The 19,723-nt window shown below is 43.4% G+C and carries 10 protein-coding genes; 1 reads left to right on the top strand and 9 read right to left on the bottom strand.

Annotation, left to right across the window (positions count from 1 at the left end; all coding sequences use genetic code 11):
• Nucleotides 1-623 precede the first annotated feature (623 nt).
• Entirely contained in the window at nucleotides 624-1,628 is a 1,005-nt protein-coding gene (locus tag RMY27_RS09275) for an HNH endonuclease (protein ID WP_322662466.1), read from the top strand.
• Here RMY27_RS09275 and RMY27_RS09270 read toward each other — a convergent pair.
• The 9 genes from RMY27_RS09270 to RMY27_RS09230 all read right to left on the bottom strand — a co-directional run bounded on the left by RMY27_RS09270 (nucleotide 1,612) and on the right by RMY27_RS09230 (nucleotide 19,717).
• Nucleotides 1,612-2,913 carry a response regulator gene (locus RMY27_RS09270; RefSeq protein ID WP_322662464.1) on the bottom strand — a complete coding sequence of 434 codons (1,302 nt, stop codon included), beginning with the start codon at nucleotides 2,911-2,913 and terminating at the stop codon, nucleotides 1,612-1,614. The two genes, RMY27_RS09275 and RMY27_RS09270, sit on opposite strands and share 17 nt — an antisense overlap.
• On the bottom strand, nucleotides 2,910-5,720 hold the full coding sequence (locus RMY27_RS09265) for a CHASE2 domain-containing protein (protein WP_322662462.1): 2,811 nt from the start codon (nucleotides 5,718-5,720) through the stop codon (nucleotides 2,910-2,912). Before RMY27_RS09265 ends, RMY27_RS09270 begins: the two co-directional genes overlap by 4 nt.
• Before the next feature lie 162 nt (nucleotides 5,721-5,882).
• Entirely contained in the window at nucleotides 5,883-6,935 is a 1,053-nt protein-coding gene (locus tag RMY27_RS09260; RefSeq protein ID WP_322662460.1) for a DUF928 domain-containing protein, read from the bottom strand.
• Nucleotides 6,936-7,129: 194 nt separating this feature from the next.
• Nucleotides 7,130-9,688 (bottom strand): CHAT domain-containing protein, encoded by a 2,559-nt coding sequence (locus RMY27_RS09255; protein ID WP_322662458.1) that lies wholly within the window; start codon nucleotides 9,686-9,688, stop codon nucleotides 7,130-7,132.
• Nucleotides 9,689-9,775: 87 nt separating this feature from the next.
• On the bottom strand, nucleotides 9,776-12,442 hold the full coding sequence (locus tag RMY27_RS09250) for an S-layer family protein (RefSeq protein WP_322662456.1): 2,667 nt from the start codon (nucleotides 12,440-12,442) through the stop codon (nucleotides 9,776-9,778).
• Between the two features lie 66 nt (nucleotides 12,443-12,508).
• Nucleotides 12,509-15,004, bottom strand: coding sequence for an S-layer family protein (locus RMY27_RS09245; protein ID WP_322662455.1), 2,496 nt, complete (start codon nucleotides 15,002-15,004; stop codon nucleotides 12,509-12,511).
• Between the two features lie 229 nt (nucleotides 15,005-15,233).
• Nucleotides 15,234-17,015, bottom strand: coding sequence for a ShlB/FhaC/HecB family hemolysin secretion/activation protein (locus RMY27_RS09240; RefSeq protein WP_322662453.1), 1,782 nt, complete (start codon nucleotides 17,013-17,015; stop codon nucleotides 15,234-15,236).
• A gap of 654 nt (nucleotides 17,016-17,669) precedes the next feature.
• Nucleotides 17,670-17,837: a CopG family transcriptional regulator gene (locus RMY27_RS09235; RefSeq protein ID WP_322662451.1), complete on the bottom strand. Its 168-nt coding sequence runs from the start codon at nucleotides 17,835-17,837 to the stop codon at nucleotides 17,670-17,672.
• Between the two features lie 563 nt (nucleotides 17,838-18,400).
• Nucleotides 18,401-19,717: a DUF4910 domain-containing protein gene (locus RMY27_RS09230; RefSeq protein ID WP_322662449.1), complete on the bottom strand. Its 1,317-nt coding sequence runs from the start codon at nucleotides 19,715-19,717 to the stop codon at nucleotides 18,401-18,403.
• Nucleotides 19,718-19,723 lie beyond the last annotated feature (6 nt).

Genomic DNA, 19,723 nt, shown 5'->3' with positions numbered 1-19,723 from the left:
TGAGTGCTGAGTGCTGAGTGCTGAGTGCTGAGTGTTGAGTGTTGAGTGTTGAGTGTTGAGTGCTGAGTGCTGAGTGCTGAGTGCTGAGTGCTGAGTATTGAGTGTTGAGTAAGAAGGAGAGTACTCAGTACTTTCGCACTTGGTAAGAGCAAAGCCTCTTGTGGGTGATCTTTCAACTCAGCACTGGCTCAACCCTAGCTATCCGCTAACAGCACTCGGAACTCAGTACTCTTCATGTTCCGAGTTTTGAAGCTCAATGGTAATAATCGGCGATCGCTTTCAGAAACAAGAGATATATAGCAATCCTAAATCAATTGTGAGAAAGAAAATGGCTGAAAAGCTTGTAAATAGGTAGTTTTTATTTCAGTATTTTCTCACTTTTCAATTGTGATTGCTATAGCAGATTTAAAGTTGGTAAGCTACAAAAATAATCGAAAGCAGAGAGCGATCGGACTGAAGGAATCAAACTGCTAAAATAGCTAAGTTTTTAAAAGTAATAAACACAAACAATATAAAGTGATTACTATCTCTTTAAAAATTTTGGAAGTAAATTCGTCATGAATGCTGAGGTGCTTCTTAGTTTGAGAAAGAGAAACTGGAGCAAACACTCCACGGCAGAAAACATGGATTTTATCAACGAAGCACAAAAGTTGGCAGATACGGTTAGAGATAAAGCTCAAGAAGCAGCCAACAATGTAGTAAATGGAATGAATGAGGTAGTTGATGGAATTAAGAATACTACTAGCGAGATGACTACTTCAAGTGTCCATGCAGTTAATGATTTACAAAGTTTGTCAACCATCGCAAGACAATCAGGTTTTCAAACTGTTCAAAATGTTAGTCAAACATTTCAACAAACTGCTGTTGGAGTTGCTGCATCTAGCATGGTTATGGCTGATGCTTTACAAAATTTACCAAAGACAGCTGCCGAATTAGCCCAAGAGATGCCCAAGATTGCAAATAGGCTAAGATATCGTGCTGGTGTTCGGGTAGGAGACTTACCTCGCTCTGATGCAGATGTCATGAAGCTTTTTGAGAAAATTCCTGGCACATCAAAGCTTGGAGGTAAAGAATATACAATTCGTCAATTTCTTAGAGATAAGCATGGTAGCCACATCAATCCACGTTCCAAAGGTGGATCGAATGCTGCTGATAATATCCTTTGGGAAGTAGGTGTTGATAATCTCCGCCGAGGAGCCAAAGTCATGACCGTTGGCGAACAGTTTTATATTCGGGTTTATAATGCGGTAGATTCTATTGTCAGCAATTCTGGGACGATCGCGAAACTTGGGATTACTGCAACAGGAACAGCTATTCTTACTCAGGTTGTAGTCACGGCGATTTCTTACTCTTTGGATCTTTATCGGGGCGATATTACTGTTCAAGAGTATAAAAATCTAATTTTTGAAGCAGCAAAGGCAGCAGGTATTGCGACACCAATTGTTTTTTTAGTCTTGGTGGCTGTGTTAGCTTTATTTCCAGAATTTACAGTTATTTTGTCAGCACCAGTTGTTGTTGCAGGCTTCAATGCTTTATTTGGTATTAGTATTGCTACACCCATTATTCAATCGCTAGTTCGTCATATCGAAGCTGGAGGTTTTGGCATAGAAACTACATCGGCAGAGTAATAATAAATTTTGTCCCCTCACCAGGTGTTGACAAGCATTTGATTTGTCCGTTGTGTTTGTCAACAATAATTTGGTAGCTGATCGCTAATCCCAGGCCGGTTCCCTTACCCACAGCCTTGGTTGTGAAAGATTGCTCAAAAATTCGAGATTGCACCTCAGCAAGCATACCGGGGCCGTTATCTTGGATGCAAATTGTGACGGTTTTTTGTTGGGGATCAACCGATGTGGTAATGGTGATGATGTTCGGGCAAGCAGCTATATCTCGATCGCAATTGTTTTGATGAACTTCATCAAATGCATCAATGGCATTGGCGATGATATTCATGAACACCTGGTTCAGTTGTCCGGGATAGCAATTGATTGGAGGTAACTCACCATATTGTGTGACAACCTGGATTTTAGTGCGATCGCCATTACCTTTGAGTCGATGTTTCAACAGCATTAAGGTGCTATCGATTCCTTCGTGAATCTGGAACTTTACCTGAGATGAAATATCTGCGCGAGTAAAAGTTCTTAGAGACAAACTGATATCTTTAAGACGGGTAATTCCTTGGTGCATTGATGCCAGTAGCTTCGGCAGATCCTCTGCCAGATACTCCAAGTCAATTTCTTCAAGAAGCTCTTGAATTTCCGAGTCTAGCTGCGGTAGCTTCTGCTGTTGCAGGCTCACCAGGCGAAGTAGATTATTTACATGTTCCTCAATATAAGATAAATTTCCGCCAACAAAACCAACAGGATTATTAATCTCATGACCAATACCTGCAACCATCTGTCCTAAAGTGGACATTTTTTCACTCTGGATCATTTGTAGTTGGGTTTGCTGTAACTCCTGTAGAGATTGAGTTAATTCTGCGGTGCGTTCTTGCACACGTTCTTCTAGTGTGCGAGTGAGATGGGAAATTTTGAGGTGTAACTTTAACCGGGCAATGACTTCTTCGTGTTGGAAGGGTTTGGTAATGTAGTCAACTGCACCTATTTCCAGTCCGGCTACCTTGTCTGTAGAATCGGATAGGGCAGTCATGAAAATCACCGGAATATTCTGGGTGATCGGATTGGTTTTCAGTCTGCGACAAGTTTCAAATCCATCAATACCTGCCATCATTACATCCAAAAGAATCAGATCGGGATGAGCATATTCTGTTTGTTCGATCGCTGACTCTCCATCTGTTGCCATCAGGGCTTTCCAGCCACACCTCTGAATAGCTTCAGATAGCACCTTGAGATTGTTTGGATTGTCATCCACTAATAGAATATGTATGGGTTTCGAGATCGGAACAGCGATCATGGATGTAACTCCGTTGTGACAAATGATTTGAGTAACTTACGGATTTTTCCGGTTTGGAAATTGGCTGTGAGTTTGCTTAACTCTGCTGCGAAGGGAGCTAGTTGACTGTTTTCCTCAATTAGTTCTCTTAACATTCCCTCAATCGCCGAGATATCTCCCATCATTGCCAAATGATAGAGTTGTTGCAAAACATCTTGGGATGGTAGAACCCATTCACTACCAGTAATCTGCTCACCTTGGGGAGGCGAAGATTCAGCATACATCCATTCCACTCCCAAGAGCGATCGCAATCTATTGAGTAGTTCGTCAATCTGGAGAGGTTTGGGTAAAAATGCTGTTGCCCCTGCCTCTAAACTCCGCTGACGATTTGACTCAAAAACGCTGGCACTAGAGACGATAATCGGAATAGAACAGGTTTGTGGATTCGCTTGCAGGTGAACCATTAGCTCAAAACCATCCATATTGGGCATGGCTAAATCGAGTAGAATCACATCAGGATTGTGTTCAATTGCTACTTGTAGCCCATGTTTGCCATCGGTTGCTTCTAGGGTTCGACAGCCAATTTCTTGCAGCAGATTGGTCAACATAGAACAGTGGATGCGATCGTCATCGACAATCAGAATCTGAGGCGCACTACCCTGAATCCCGGTAATTTTCTGGGGAGTTAGAGTGTAATCCGTTATAAACTTCTCTCCTCCAAGCCAGTCATGATCGAATGGTACTGATACTGTCAAATCCAGCCAAAACAGACTTCCTTCACCCAAGTGACTCTGCACCTGAATTTGGCTCCCCATCAACACTGCAATTTTTTGGCTAATGGCCAATCCCAAGCCAGTACCTTCAGATCGTTGTCCTGCTTCACCCACTTGCTCAAAGGGCAAAAAGATTTTCTCCAGTTGGTCTGGTGACATACCAATACCCGTATCTTCAATCTGAAAACGAATCTTTTGATGTGTCATTTGTCCATTGTCATTAGTCGTTTGTTTAGACTCTTGACTAATGACTTCCACTTTGAACGTTACACTACCGTTGTCTGTAAATTTGATCGCGTTGCCCAGCAAATTAATTAACACTTGCCGCAGCCGTTTTTCATCAACTTCAACGGCCAGTGGTAGGCGATCGCTAATTAAGATATTAAATTTAATTCCTTTTTGTTCAGCCCGGATACCACAAATCTCAGTCACACCATGTAAGAAACTGGGCAGATGCACACTAGTGACAACTAAATCCAATTTCCTTGCTTCTATCTTCGAGAGATCGAGAATGTCATTGATCAGCATCAAAAGATGCGAGCCACATTGGTAGATAATGCTGACTCCTTCTAGGTTTTTAGCTGTCATGTTTGGCGATCCTTTTAGTACCTGGGCAAAACCAAGGATGCCATTGAGAGGTGTACGTAGTTCGTGGCTCATGTTGGCGAGAAACTCACTCTTGGCCTGATTGGCAGCATCGGCAGCTTGCTTTGCCTCTACTAATTCATGAGTGCGTTCTTCGACTTTTGTCTCTAGGGTTTTGGAATAATCCAATAGTTGACTGTTGGCAATTTCTAGTTGGCGATTGGTTTCTTCTAACTTGCGCTGTTTATAGGCATTAGTTGTTGCAATCACACTACCGATAAACGCGGTTAAGGTGGGTGTTACCGGAATTAAAACACCATACAAAAACATCCCATAGCCACCCCATATATAGGCTCCACTGATGCCTACAGTTGCCCAAAGAATTTTGCCGCCGGGTATCCGCAGCTTGCTACTGGATAACAACCAACTGCCTGTAGAACCAATGACAGACGACAAAACAATCCAGAGTGATAAAGAAATGCCAGAAACACCGTGCAGACTGGCATTTCCTGTTTTTGCTCCTCGTACTAGTTGATGAGCAATATTGGCATGAACAACCACACCTGGAGTCGGTTTTTGAGCAGAGATCCAGGAAGAGAAGGGTGTACTGAAGAAATCATTGGTACTGGAGGCAATTGATCCAATAAATACCATGCGATCGCGCATCAAATCTACCGGAATTTTCCCTGCTAACACATCGCGCATCGCAACTGTCCGAAATGCGGCATCTGTTCCATGCCAATTGAGCAGAATTTGATAGCCTCCTAAATCGGCATCGGTATAACCTGCTTCCTGATTTTGCAGTGGTAAGTAAATTTGCTTACCCAACTTAAACTTTTGCTGTTGGGGGTCAATGCTTTCTAAGCTAATTTTTTCAGCTTCAAGGTACTTTAGGGCTACAAGGGTTGCTAGTCCGGCCTTAATGGTGTTTTTTTCTTTGGCATCTTCAGCTGTCAAGAGGGCGCGACGTATAAAGCGATCGCCATCTAAGACTAAATCTGCTAATCCTACCCGATCCTGTTTTTTCAATTCCGGTGGGGGATTGACGCGTTCGCCGGTAATTTTCTCAACACCGATTAAATTGGGAGTGTTGCGAAAGACTTGAACAAGTTGCTCGTGTCCGCTTCCTTCCGGTAAATCTCGATAGAGATCCAAACCAATGGCTCTTGGCTGCTGCGCCCGGATTTTTTCTAGTAATCGTGCCAGCGCCCAGTCTGGAACTGGCCATTTACGCACCGATTGGATATCGCGTTCCTCGATTGTAACAATCACAATCTCATCTGCGTAGGCGTAGCCCGCCATAGGCATCGCCTGTGAAGATCGCTGACGAACCCATTCGTCGCGAATTTTCCATTCCGGTAAATTGAAAAGTCCCAACGATTGCCCAACTATAACCGTCAAGGCAACGCTGGGAGTAATAATCAAAACGCTGCGAGTACGTTGGATAAAAGCCTGGAATCTGCGCCACATATTTGTGTCATGCAATGGGGATTGGGGAAGGTAGGGTTCCCTCTGGGGATAAGAGGTAATGAGGAGTAAGAAGAGGGGAACAAAGGAAATAAGGGGGAATTATTGAACAAGTTTCTTCTTTGTCTACCTTGTCTCTTCCCATACCTAATGCCCAAATTGGGATTAGTTAGTAGATGCTAATAAGTTCGCTGTTACAATCTCCTTCAAACTTACTGAGGATAGAAGTTCTTCCCATTGTTTGCGGAGAGTTGCATTGTTAGGTTGAGCAGTGTATACCGATGCAAGTGTTGCTACACAGTCATACCAAACACCGTTTTTACCCAAAATAGTAGCTCGCTTCAAAGCATCTTGCTCTTGGATTGCTGTTGCCAACTCAGCACTGGGCTGGATACGCTGAATCCAACCATCGACGTAAGGCGTACTCGGACTGAGTTGACCATCTACTTTCAGTGCTAGGAACCATTGATAGTTTTTACCAACGGCTAAAGCGGGTGCATTAGCTGGTAATTCGATCGCGATTACCCCAGTTTTGCCTGCAACTGAAATGTTCATCTGATGTTGCATATTGCCAGCTTCATCTTTGAGGCTGAACACTGCTTCTTCGGCATTGGAAGCTGGTAGATACACCAAGATTGTGGGGCGTTCAGACACTGTTGTGCCATAGAAATTTTGGGGCAAGAGGGCGATTAGCGCTGCTGGTTGCGTTGTATTTGTAATTGATGGATTCAAGTAGTAAGTACCAACGCGAGAAGCACCCGCACTTGCTTGTTGGGGAGCGCCTTTGCCTGCGGCAGGTGTAAATAGCTTGCCGCGAGAAGCTCCTCCAGTTGCCTGTCTGAGCGTACCTTTGCCGACAGCAGGTGTAAAGAGGTTGCCACGAGAAGCTCCTCCAGTTGCCTGTCTGGGCGTACCTTTCCCGATGGCAGGTGTAAAGAGGTTGCCACGGGAAGCGCCTCCAGTTGCTTGTCTGGGCGCACCTTTACCGGCAGCAGGGGCAAACATACTACCGCGAGAAGCTCCTCCAGTTGCTTGTCTGGGCGCACCTTTGCCGACAGCAGGGGTAAAGATACTACCGCGAGAAGCTCCTCCGGTTGCTTGTCTAGGAGAGCTACTGTTGGGGGGTGGGGTAAATGTAACAGCAAGGGCAGTAGTCCATGTACTGCTAGCGATCAGAGCGATGACGCTCAATGTACTAGCTAAATATCGACGTTTCATGATCTTTTTCCTTATGTCATTGAAATGTGATACAAACAAAATACGTTTCTTTCGACTATGGTCAGAAGCTCAGAGAATAAGTCTAAGTAAGAGTAAAATCAAGGAACTTCTACTAGAAGTATAGGCGAACTTGATATCAAGCGCTGTAAAAAATAGCCTAAGTTATTTGCAATAAAGTCCGTCTTATTACTTAGCTAAATCCAGTTGCCGATCAAAACAAAGCCAGACCAAAAGAACGGTTCGTGGAAATCAGTTTGGCGAATTAGGCTAATTTGTGCTTGTCTTAGTGCTTCGGCTTTAGTGATTTTGGGTTGTCGGAGTTGGTCATAGAAGCGAGTCATGAGCATCGCGGCTGCCCGATCTTTGACGGGCCATAGGGTGGCGATAGTTGAACGAGCGCCGGATTTGACAGCCAAGCCCGCCAGTCCCAGGACGGCGCGATCGTCACCTGCGGCAGTATCGCAGGCACTTAGTACCAGCAACTCGATAGCTTTTGAGGGATCGCTACCCCGATTTTTCAGGAGTTCAGATAATTCTTTAACATTGACTTGTCCATCCCAAGTGAGCAAGAAGGTGTCTTCGAGGCGAGAACTAAACTGTCCGTGGGTTGCTAGGTGGACAATACCTGCACTACTAGATTTCACACGTTCAGCAAGGGCTTGACTGGTAAATTCCTGATTCAGTAACATCCTAGAAGATACCGCCTTTGAGATTTGTTTCACTTCTGATTCAACAGCGGGCAAAGCACTAAAGCCAGCGCGAGATTGGCTAATGCCACCGACGATCGCACTGATGTGGTTTTGCGATCGCGTCGCCATCAGTTGCAATCCTGGTGAGAGCGCTACAGCATACTTCTCGATCAGATATTGCTTACCGTCAAAAAGAGCTGCTATGGGAATATTCCGCAATCGACCATCCAAAACAAACACCAATGTTTTGGTATCAATAAATGCTTGCTCTGCTTCCTCTGGACGAATCAACCAACTATAAATTTCTTGAGATAATCGATCTCGGTTTTTAGAATCTGAGACAGGGTTAAGAGCAACCAAAAAATTGTCTAGAGTCTGCTCAATTTCAGCTTGCGATTTATGAGTGACATAAGAACGGAGAGGTTGCCCTGCTTTAGAGAGAATTACTGTTAAACGATCTGGCAAGATAATCGGATAAATGACGGTTGCAGTGGGATCAACCCGATCAATCTGTTGAGTTTTATCTAAACAGGCTTCCCGAAAAAAGTTATCGAGTTCCGCAATTTGCAGTGCCTCAATCAATTCACGAGCTTGGATTAGTTCTGCTTGACTAGGTTGATTCTCTAGAAGTAAATCAACCAGTTCTCGGTAGATCGGCTCCACACTGGTGCGAAAAGAGAACTGGACATCAGGGTTGATAGCCACCAAATCTCCCCGCAGTGCCTTTAAAGCGTTGACTGCTTCTGTATAGGCAGTAATCGCTTTTGAGCGATCGCCTTGTTGTTTATGCAACTGTCCCACCTGCCAAGCAGATTGAGCAATGATATCGTTGGCTTGGAGTTGGCGGGAAATGTTGAGGGATTTCTGAGTTAACTCCTGTGCTTCAGATAACTGCTGTGTACGCTGATAGAGTTTTCCCCACTGATTTAGTGCATGAGCTTCAGCTTGAGTATCTTGAATTTGCTGTGCAGATTTGACTGTGACTGCCATCAGTTGCGCCAAATCTTTCAGGGGTAGAATTTGGTCAGAATTTGACTGGTGGTTGAGAGTGGCAACAAAATTGATCGCTGCGTAGAGTGAGGTGTGGCTGGGGGGCAGTTCTCGGAGTTGTTGGAGTAGTTGAGGTGCCAGTGGGTTAGCAAACTCCAGTTTGTCGTAATTGAGGAAAAGTTTGAACTGAGCTAAACGTGCTTGTAATTGATCGCTTGGGTTAGTTGTTAAGAGTTGAGCCTGTTCAAAGTAATCTAATGCTGATTCTGGATCTTGCAAGTCAACGGCAGTTTGTCCCAGGCTTATAAGGATAGAACTCAAATGGGGTTTAGCTGCAATTTTCTGTGCGATCGCTAAACTTTGCTCTAAAATCTGTTGACTTGTACCAGAGTCACCAATTATTTGCAAGGCTAAACCAAGCGATCGCAGTCCACTGACTTTGATTTCATTATCCGGCATCCCTTGGAGTTTTTGAGCCAGTGCTTCTAACTGTTGTTTAGAACGGCGGTAAAATCCTAAAGTTTGTAAAGCTTGTGCCTGGTTGATTTGACTACCCAGGCTTCCCATTGTGTCGCCTGCTTGCTCATAAAATTTTTGAGCTTGTTGCCAACTTTCGAGGGCGGTTTCGGCTTTGCCAGTGTGCAATTGCAAATTTGCTTGGGTATTGAGTGCTTGTGCCCAGAGAATTGCATCAGCTGAGGGTTTAGCTATTTGTAACAGTTTCAGACTTTGCTCAATAGACTGTTGGGCTGCTTGCCATTGATTAAGCTCCTGTTGTGTCAGTGATAGGTAACTTAAACTGAGAGCTTCGCCCTGGCGATCGCCTTGAGTATGATACTGTTGTGCTGCCGTTTGCCAAATCGTCACTGCTTCAGCAAAGCGTCCTGAATGGTAGAGGTTTCGTCCCTGTTCTAGCCAATTGGTCGGTTGAGAAGTGGATGCTGACACATTCAGGGTAGAAGTTGTTGGTACTGGCAGAGACGCTCTACTAGGTGTAATGGTTATTGCCAAACACAAGCTCAAAATACTCAGACTGATATATAGCCAACGAAGTTGTTTAATTTGGAAAAACATAAGTAATTATCACTAAAATAGTTTAGATAACTGTATACTATATCACTTTAAAATTTAATCGACTTGGTTATAAGATTCCTGAGCAAATTAACTCTTGGGAACCGCAGCACAAGTTAAGGGCTGTTGCACATGAGCGTCTGATTGAGTTGCAATTAACTCAATTTTTCCTTGTGTATTACGTCGCCAACCTGTAGCCTGGACAATAACTGCCTCTTTTGTGGGTATTTGGGCTATCACTTCGCCTGTTTTGCGGTATGCAGTTAGATTGCGGATATCAGACCAAGTGCGTAGGCGTAGCCCGTCGTAGACATCACTCGTCACCTGATTAGGATTTTGCGGCACACCACCTCGTCCCGTTGCCACAAAGCGGCTGCCTTCACTGCCCGCGCAGCCTGTAGCAATTTGCTGGGATGGATCGGTGACATTTACTGGTAGTTCGACTAAGCCGGAATTTGGATCGATACCGATAGTATTAACTTGAACCGTGCCACTGACCCCAAATTGGGAACTGGCGGTGATATCACTTTCTGGGGTGAGTTGGGGACGGAATTTCAGCCCAAAGATGCCTTGAGTGGTGATTTGAATATTTCCACCGCTTCCGAGTACCGCATTGGCAACGATATCGCTATCTTCGTCAGGAAGGGCAATAATAGCTCCAGCAGTAATATCAATGTTACCTCCGGTAGAAGTACCAGTGGCATTAGTTGTAATATTACTGCCACGACGTAACAGCAAAACATCATTTGCTTGGAGGTCAATGTTACCTTGACTACCTCCTTTGACTTCCGATCGCAAACTGGCTTTATTGTCGAGGAAAATATTATTGGCTGTAATATTCAAATTACCTGCATCTCCGCCTCCTATATTGCTCACGGTCACTTCCGCACCATTACGTACTTTAACTGTATCAGATGTAATATCTATGGTTCCGGCGTTAAAATTAGTTGTTGAAGATGCTGCGATCGTACTGGGCACAATTTGACCGTTAGTTAAAGGTTGAGACATACCCTGGATATCAAGGTTTTTAACTTGTAAGTTAATATTCCCAGCATTTGCCTGACCCTGGCTGGAAGAGGTGATCTGTCCTCCATTAAAAAGCCGTAGGTTGTCAGCAGTTAAGGCGATATTTCCACCTGAACCTACTGAATTATCACCCACGGAAACAGTAATGCCACCAGGTAATTTGCTGATAACATCAATTACTGGATCGCTAACTGCTACCTCTTGCGCGTGAATGGTGATATTTCCCGCTTTCCCTTTTCCTGATAAAGTACTGCGGATAGACCCACCATTAAAGAGATGCAAACGTCCAACATCGATTGAGATATTTCCCGCGTCTCCTTCTGTTTGACCAATTCTCGTACCTACTCCAGACAGTAGTAGAGAGGGTGTGTATCCGGAGATATCAAGGCTCTCAGTTGCTCGGATTGAGATATTTCCAGCCTTGCCCGTGGGAGGAGAGATACCGTTAAAGGGTATCAAAGATGTACTGACGATTCCACCATCTTGCACCCGCATTCGATTTGTTTCGATGGAAATATTTCCACTCTGATTGTTCTTGCCACCAAAGAGAGTGGTGGTAATCGAGGTGGGGATTGCAAAAAATGGATGAGAACCTACCACCTCTACATCTGAAGCCCGAACAGTTACATCTCCCGATCGAGAATTGTTGCCATTAGAAGAGGACTGAAGCCAAGCTCCATTTGCTAACTTTAAGCGTCCTGTCTCTACTGTTACATCTCCAGCTTGTCCAGTTGCTGGAGGCCCAAAAAAGACACCTAAAGAAGTTCCAATGCCAGGATTAAATTGTCCTGGGAGAGAAACACCCAGCAGATCAACAAAGTCTGTGGTGTTGACAGTAATTCCCTTACCTTGCCCAGCAAAGGTGGTAGAACTAATATTCGACCCATCCTGCACCGTCAACCCACGTCCACGGATGTTAATTGCACCCCCGTTAATTCCACTTGCATCAACCAATGAAGCTTTTTGTAACGTAATTGTGCCCCAATTTGTCGTAGCCACAGGACTCGTCAGTTGCCATTGAGCTTGATTTTCCATTTTAATCCCAGCATTCTGCACAGCCCATAGTTCGATATGTCCATTTGGTGCCGTCAGTTTTGCGCCTGTCATGTCGATTTGACTACCAACTAATGCTAGTGTTTGTCCGGTTTTAACTCGCAAGTCTGCCCCTTGAACTTGTATCGCTCCAGCATTTGCCCCAAGTTGCAAACCCACAGGTACACTTATAGTCAGCAAAGGAGTACCCGAAGTATTCACAGCACTAAATTCCGTCCCATCGGCAAAGTTAATACTATTCGCCGTCGTCCCCACAAAGGAGCCACCAATATTCAAGCGGGCATTTGCCCCAAACACAATCCCCGCAGGATTCATCAAAAACAAACTTACCGCGTTATTACTATTAAGCGTGCTAATTAACCCATCAATATTGGAAACATTTCCACCTGTAACCCGACTGAATATAGTTGTAATATTTGGTGTGTTAATTAAATCGAATCTTGCTGAACCACCCGTAGGTACAGAGAAATTATTGAAGCTGTGAAATAAATTATTATCTTTTGCACTCCCATTCAGAATTGTGAAATTATTACCATTTGAGTTAATAATGGTGTTCGTTGTACCGTCGGATGTCACCTGTGCGCTAGCAGAGCCACTCCAAGGGAGTATTGCCTTTAGCATCATCTCTGAAGTAAATAACCCAGTTATTAATATCAATAGAAAGGGTACGGCTCTCATCACAAAAAACTTCCTTAACCTGATTTCAAGTTAGTGTTCCCTTTTAGAGCATTATTTATAACATCATTAACTTTTAGGAACAGCAGCACAGGTTAATGATTGTTGCGCCTGAGTAGGAGATTTATCTGTAATTAACTCAATTTTTCCTTGTGTATTACGTCGCCAACCTGTAGCCTGGACAATAACTGCCTCTTTTGTGGGTATTTGGGCTATCACTTCGCCTGTTTTGCGGTATGCAGTTAGATTGCGGATATCAGACCAAGTGCGTAGGCGTAGCCCGTCGTAGACATCACTCGTCACCTGATTAGGATTTTGCGGCACACCACCTCGTCCCGTTGCCACAAAGCGGCTGCCTTCACTGCCTGCGCAGCCTGTAGCAATTTGCTGGGATGGATCAGTGACATTTGCAGGCAGTTCCACTAAACCCGAATTTGGATCGATACCGATAGTATTAACTTGAACCGTGCCACTTACCCCAAATTGGGAACTGGCGGTGATGTCACTTTCTGGAGTGAGTTGGTTGCGGAACTTCAGCCCAAAGATGCCTTGAGTGGTGATTTGGATATTACCACCTCTGCCTCGTACTGCATTGGCAATAATGTCGCTGTTTTTTAAGCCAACGATGATAGGTGCATTGATGTTTATATTACCTCCATTCCCTGAACCGCCAGCTGTTGAGGTTATCTGGCTATTTTCTTGTAGAAGCAACAGGTTTTTAGCGGACAATTTAATATTGCCACCATTACCGGATTCTGTTTGTGCTTGAATAAAGCCTTGATTCTTTAATTGGATGGCATCTGCACTGATATTAATATTGCCACCATTTCCACTACCTTGACTGGTGACACTGACTGTCCCGCCATTCGTCAGCGTTAAGTTCGGTGTGGTAATGCTCAAAGTACCGGCATTCGCCGTTAATATATCTGGCAGACCGAATCGTTTCCGCAATAAAGCATCGGGTCGGATGGTGGAGGCGTTAATGCTACTATTAGTTGCCCGACCTTGACCATTGATTGCGATCGCTTCAGTAGCATTGATACTCAAATCTCCCCCATTACCTGCAAAAAATGAGGTGGTAGCAACTGCTCCCCCATCCAGAATTTGCAATCTTGCAGTATTCAGGGTCAAGGTTTTGGCACTTCCGGTTGCAAATGTAGTTGAGCTAATGTTGCTGTAAAGTCCAGAGGGACTTTCTCCTATCACCGTGGTGTTGGTGTTGCGAATCGTCACTTTACCGCTAGAACCACTGCCAAAGGTAGCCGAAGATAGTGAGGCACCGCTTGATACTAGTAGACTATTGCTATTGACAAAAACATCACCAGCATTCCCAGTGCCTAGTGTAGTAGTGTTGACTGTGGTGACATCAGCAGGATTATTGGGTGAAAAGCCAGACAGTTCAATGGCGGTTGCATCAATGTAAATATTGCCACTGGGAGCTTTTCCAAAAGTTGTGCTATTCAACCCCGCTCCCGACTTGATAGTGAAGTTGGGAGTAATAACGCTGATATTCCCACTAGCTCCCATACCAAAAGCATTACTACGCACTCCGCTCTGAATTGTGCCATCAGTTGTTTTGCCAATCAAATCAACCGCCTCTGTAGCCTGAAGGCGAATGTCACCGCCGGGGAGATTGCCAAAATTTTGCGCCAGTACTAGAGAGCCATCGGTGAATTGAATTTGCCTACCCTGAATTTGAACGGAACCTGCATTCACACCGCTGATATCTAATAGCGATCGCTGTGCCAATTGAATATCGCCAAAGCTTTGTACATTCCCATATCCCAGTGTATAGCCCTGTGCGGTTGGTATCAGGTTGACCAATGCTGTTCCACTTACACTACCCAATTCAACTCGCCCTCTTTCAGCGACTAGGTTTGCCCCATTTAGATGTATGTCGCCACCCACTAAAGCTAGGGTGTTTCCCGGCTGTACCCGCAGTTTTGTAGAACTGGGAGTCTGAATCGGAGGAAGCAGAGCCAATCCACTGACATTCCTCAAAGTATGTCCTGTACCTTGAATGTTGATGGGTGCGGGATTGTTACCCAGTTGCAACCCAATGGGAACATTGATACTCAACAAGGGGGCAGGTTCAGAATTAATTACACTAAACTCAGCGCCATCGGCAAATTTAATACTGCTGGCAGTGGTACCAATAAACGAACCCCCAATGTTTAGTTGGGCATTGGCTCCAAAGATGATCCCACTAGGGTTGATCAAGAAAAGACTAACGGGGTTGTTGCCGTTAATCGTCTGAATCAAGCCATCAATGTTAGAAATATTACCGCCGGTAACACGGCTGAAGATGGTAGAAATGTTGGGCGTGTTTACTAAATCAAAAGTAGCCGAACCACCAGTGGGAACCGAAAACTGCTGGAAACTGTGAAATAAGTTACTGTTGGCGGCACTACCATTAGTAATGGTGAAGTTATTACCGCTTTGGGAAACAGTAGTATTGAGGGTGCCATCGGGAGTTAGCTGGGCACTCACAGAGGTACACCAAAGGAGCATCCCACCTGTCAGCATTATATCGATCAAACCCCAGCAAACAGAGGGTGCTTTCATCGCTCACTTTCTATCAATACTTAATATATATAGGGTTCCCTAAAGGGTATTGTGTTTGAACAGCATCAACAGTTTTAGTAGTTATCTTGGTGTAGCTTTCTGAAAACGAAACTTGCCGCAGGCATTGCAATTGTTGGAATTTAAGTTCGCACCACAGGTTAAATATGGTTGTACACGGGTTGGTTGAGCCGCAGTTAACTCAATTTTGCCTTAAGGATTATTGATTGCCTCAAAACGCTGAATAACTTATTGAGAAGTACAGTCCATTTTCCTGGAGCGATCGCTTTTCCCCGTCCACTGAAATCAAAGGAATGCCCCAATCTATACGGGCCAAGAAGTCATCACCCTGTTTCCATAACAGCCCCAATCCAGTACTAACAAGCGTACTCGGTGATGGATTTTCGCCTTTGGTATTCCAGCCTTTACCTACATCAACGAAGGGTGTCAGTTGCAACACTCCGCCAATTTTGGCAGCGCGGACAATTGGAACTCGAAACTCCGCCGAAAATAACAGACCATTATCTGTGAGTAATGCGTCTTGGCGATAGCCCCGGACACTTAACTGTCCACCAAGACCAAATTGCTCCAAAGGTACTAAGGAATCTGCTGCCAATTGGAAGTCGCCCCTAGCTAAAAATAGAGTATCCGGTGCTAATTGCCGCACCCACTGCGCCTGTCCCCGCCACGCGAAAAAGCGGCTATCTGGTTCATTCTCACTGACATTAGCATCGAACCAATCTACACCAAAACTCAATTGCGATCGCGCCGCAAATACATACTGGTTGCTTCGCTGGGTATATTCTTGAAAAAAGCGCAGGGCAGAAATATTGGTTTTTCCGTTTGCATCTGCACCTGGGGAGAGTCGAAACGGCCCAATGTTATCAAGACCTAACTCAGTTTGGCTTGACTGGCGGGAGAACGATAGCCCCACCGCCAACTCTTGGGTTGGTTTTTGCACCAGTGGTTGCCGATAGCTCAATTCGTAAGAGCGGGTATTTGACTGGATATCAAGGACACTGAATGGTTCTTCAATCACGTGGTTCCATCCTTGGCTAAAACCGAAGGATACAGTGCCATTACGGGCATTAATCGGCAGCGTGTAATTGACATTGATTGTATTACTGCCATCGGTATTGGCGTATCCCACGCTCAGGGTATCGCCCAAACCCAATAAATTGGCTTCTTGCAAATCCACTCCCCGACGAAAACTGCCCACACTTGGCGATCGCCCATTATCCAGGCTTGCTGTCAGTTTAAATGTTTCTGCTTCTTTAACCTCCACTTGCAACACATTGGTTCCGGGTTGCACGCCTGTCTGCAACTCGGCTGACAGGTTTTGAATCCGCGGATTGAGACGGAGTAATTGCAGCTTTTCTATTAAACGTGGTACATTTAAGGGCTTACCTGCACCAAGTTTGATGCGATCGCGAATGTATTGAGTGTGTAATCGCCTATTACCGACAATCTTAATTTCTTGCAAACTACCCTCAATCACCTGGATTTTGATAGTCCCAGCTTCTATTGTCTGGGGTGTAATCAATGCGCCTGTGGTGACATAGCCGTTATCAGTGTAAAGCTTGGTGATGGCATCTTTAACTTGCAACAAGTCTGCAAATGTCAGTTCCCGTCCCACAAAGGGATTTGTGATAGCGGCAAACTGTTCTGCTTTGAAAACTGTACTGCCCACAACTTCAATGCGATCGACCCGAAATTTGGTATTGGGGTCATTCTGCTCCAGAATCAGCTGATTCGGTAGTTTTAGGGATGGAAGCAATTGATTCTCGTCTGGTGGCTTGGGTAGCACATCCGACGGTAACGGAGTCTCAGGAAGATCATCTAACCGACTTGGGGGTAATGTCTGAGGTTCAGGAGTTTGGGCGATTGCATCCTGATAGTTACACAATATTGCGGCGATCGCAAAGCTGAGTGTTATAAATCCAGCAAAAATCCTGAGTTCGCCCAAGGAATTGCTTACCTTCGGCTGATTTATAACCAAGGTTTTTCTAAGCATTATTTGTAATTAAATAAATTAGGAATTAAATTCTTAATACTTTGGAAAGTATAAGTAAATAAGTGGTAAGTACCATATCTAACTTAAATTTTTTCCGAAAAGATCAGTAATATTACTAATTGTCAAAAAATAGTTCAGGAGCGAAGCCAGATACAAGAAGGGTATTCTGCGCGAAAAAATGGATAAATTACTGCTTAAAGACACCCACAAAACTTGAAATTTGGTGGTTTACAAAACACTTGTAGGCTCACTACCGCTACAGGTAAGTAAGCTATAGGACTCATATTTGATTTTTGAAAAAAATTCGGTACACCTTAATCTTCTGAAATTCTCTTGCCTATTGCCTACTAAGCCAAGTGATTTCAGTAATCAAACCGGATTCCTATAGTAAGAACATTTTGATACTGAATTCTACCTTTTATTCAATTAATTTGATATTTTTAATTATGCAAGTGTATCAAGATGATTGCACCATATCCAAAGCAAAAGTCAGAGCGAAGATTTCCTCAGCTCTGAACTTTGTAAGAGAGTATTCTTATTTAAATTCCCTAACTTTAGTTATAGGGATTCACTGTTAGCTGATAACTGTTAAGCAGCATATTTCACTGACAAATTAAGATGTACTTATCCTTTTTCACTTTTTTGCAGTCTGATTCATGAGCTTTCAGAGGCTTTTTCATCTTTAGGATAAAGAGAGCGAATTAACTCGCGAATTACATCAGTTGCTGGTCTGCCAGTCGTTGAACAGTATTGTTCAAGCTTTTGTGCCTCGCCTGATGTGAGATTAATTGTAAGTCGTTTAACAGCCCATTTTTTATTCATGTACTAGACAAGGTATGTTTTTAAACTACTTCTCTAATATCAATCATCTAAACTGCTCTTACAATGGTATAAGTAATGACATTTAGTTTAAGTAATGATGAAGTTAAATAGGATATTTTTCCCAGTAATAGTGAAGAGGTGAAGTATATTCTAAATTATAAAGTTAAGCTACTTTTCGGGCAGTAATTATAAGTATAATGTAAAAATAACATTAAATATATCCATACAAAATAAGTATTCTCACATAACTGTTGAGGATAATAATATATAAAAATTAATTGGTAGCCCTAGCAAATAGAATTTGCGGTTACACACATCAAACCCATCTCCCAATACTTCTCGGTTTTTGGGGGGAAGGGGAAAGGGAAAGGGTTTGAATCTACCTTTCTCGCAAGCCCAGTAACCCTTCCCCAGACTAAAAGAGAGATTATTGGGTTTATCCGAAAAGTATTGACCCATCTCCAGGGGTTTTAAAGCTTGGATCTTCTTTGAGACTACCTAGTGAGAAGGGCTTGCCTACGTTTGTGTCGTAGCGAATTTGATTTTCCCAATCTTTTCCAAACTTAGTTGGTTTTAATTGTTAATAAGTCATGTGTTGATAATGTATCGGCAGCAGATTTAATCGCATCAAATGACATTCCCGACTTTTCTGCAATATCCAATAGAGTATGCTGACCGTCAGATAAATTTAAAACCCACAGGATTGCCATTTCATTTAGCCCGCTATCTTTGTTACCACCAACTGCCCGATATATTCCTCTTTTACCTAACTGTGGCTCACATTTGGGATTTTTGTTGTAGTAGATTTCATTATTGTTGAGGATATGCAACATCGAATGACATTGAAAGAATGACTCAGCAAGATATTGGGGTTGAACGAAATTTAAATCGTCTGCTGAGGTATGGTATTCAGGAAAACTACCATGAGGCGATCGCATGAAGCAACCTACAGCTAAATTAAATCCAGGTGAGCAATATTGTCGCTCATCATAGCCATAGGGGAAGAAATCTATAATTTTGTGATCTTGTGTTGAGTTTTTGAGTACATAAACAGCAACTTTATCGATTTCAGTGTCACCTCGACGGCTTTTTTTGTAAGTAAAGTTGCCTGAATCTCCTAAACAAGTTAATACCAAGCCATGTTTAATGTTATTGACTTTAGCTTCATTGACAGCCAACCATGTAATTGAACCAATAGTTCCGGGAATCCAAAGAAATCTATAGGAATATCTTGGTGTAGTTTGACTTAAATATTTAGCGAGAAAAGTAGCGATCGCAATTCCCGAAAGATTATCATTACAGAGTGAAGGATGACAGGCATGGCAAGAAATCAAGACTTCATCAGTACTGTCTCCGGGAATATAATACTCTCCATAAGTCAAATAACCTGGTTTTAGAGAAGAATCAATACATACTTCATATTCTTCATCTTCTAGTTGCAAATACTGATTGTGAGTCAGGCAAAAACCCCAACTTTCCTTGTAATATGAAGTTCGGTAAGGAATCCAATCAGGATAATCGACAAGTGTAAATAGATGCGATTTAAGTTCTTGAAGAGATATTTTTTGATGTATGGGAATACTATAGTTAACAACGTGCAAATTTGAATTAGTAAAATCTACAATCTTTTCACCTTGAGAGTTTTTAATATAGGCATCTTTAATATTCCACTCATTAGGAACTGTCCAATCAAATACCTCTGTTCCTGTCGGTACTTCATGAACTGACAAAGGAAGATGCTGCTGAAGAATTTTTAAAGTTTCTCTAAAACCATCACCTGTAATACTACGGCAAATGGGGTATAAATCAGAAATTAGTTGGTAAAGCTCTAGACTGATATCCTTGAGGTTAAAAGAATTTTTGATATCAACTGCAACCATAAGTAG

Source organism: Nostoc sp. DedQUE09 (assembly GCF_034530915.1).
Lineage (GTDB): Bacteria > Cyanobacteriota > Cyanobacteriia > Cyanobacteriales > Nostocaceae > Nostoc.
The sequence above is the reverse complement of the archived record's forward strand: the minus strand, read 5'-3'. Positions and strand labels throughout refer to the sequence as shown.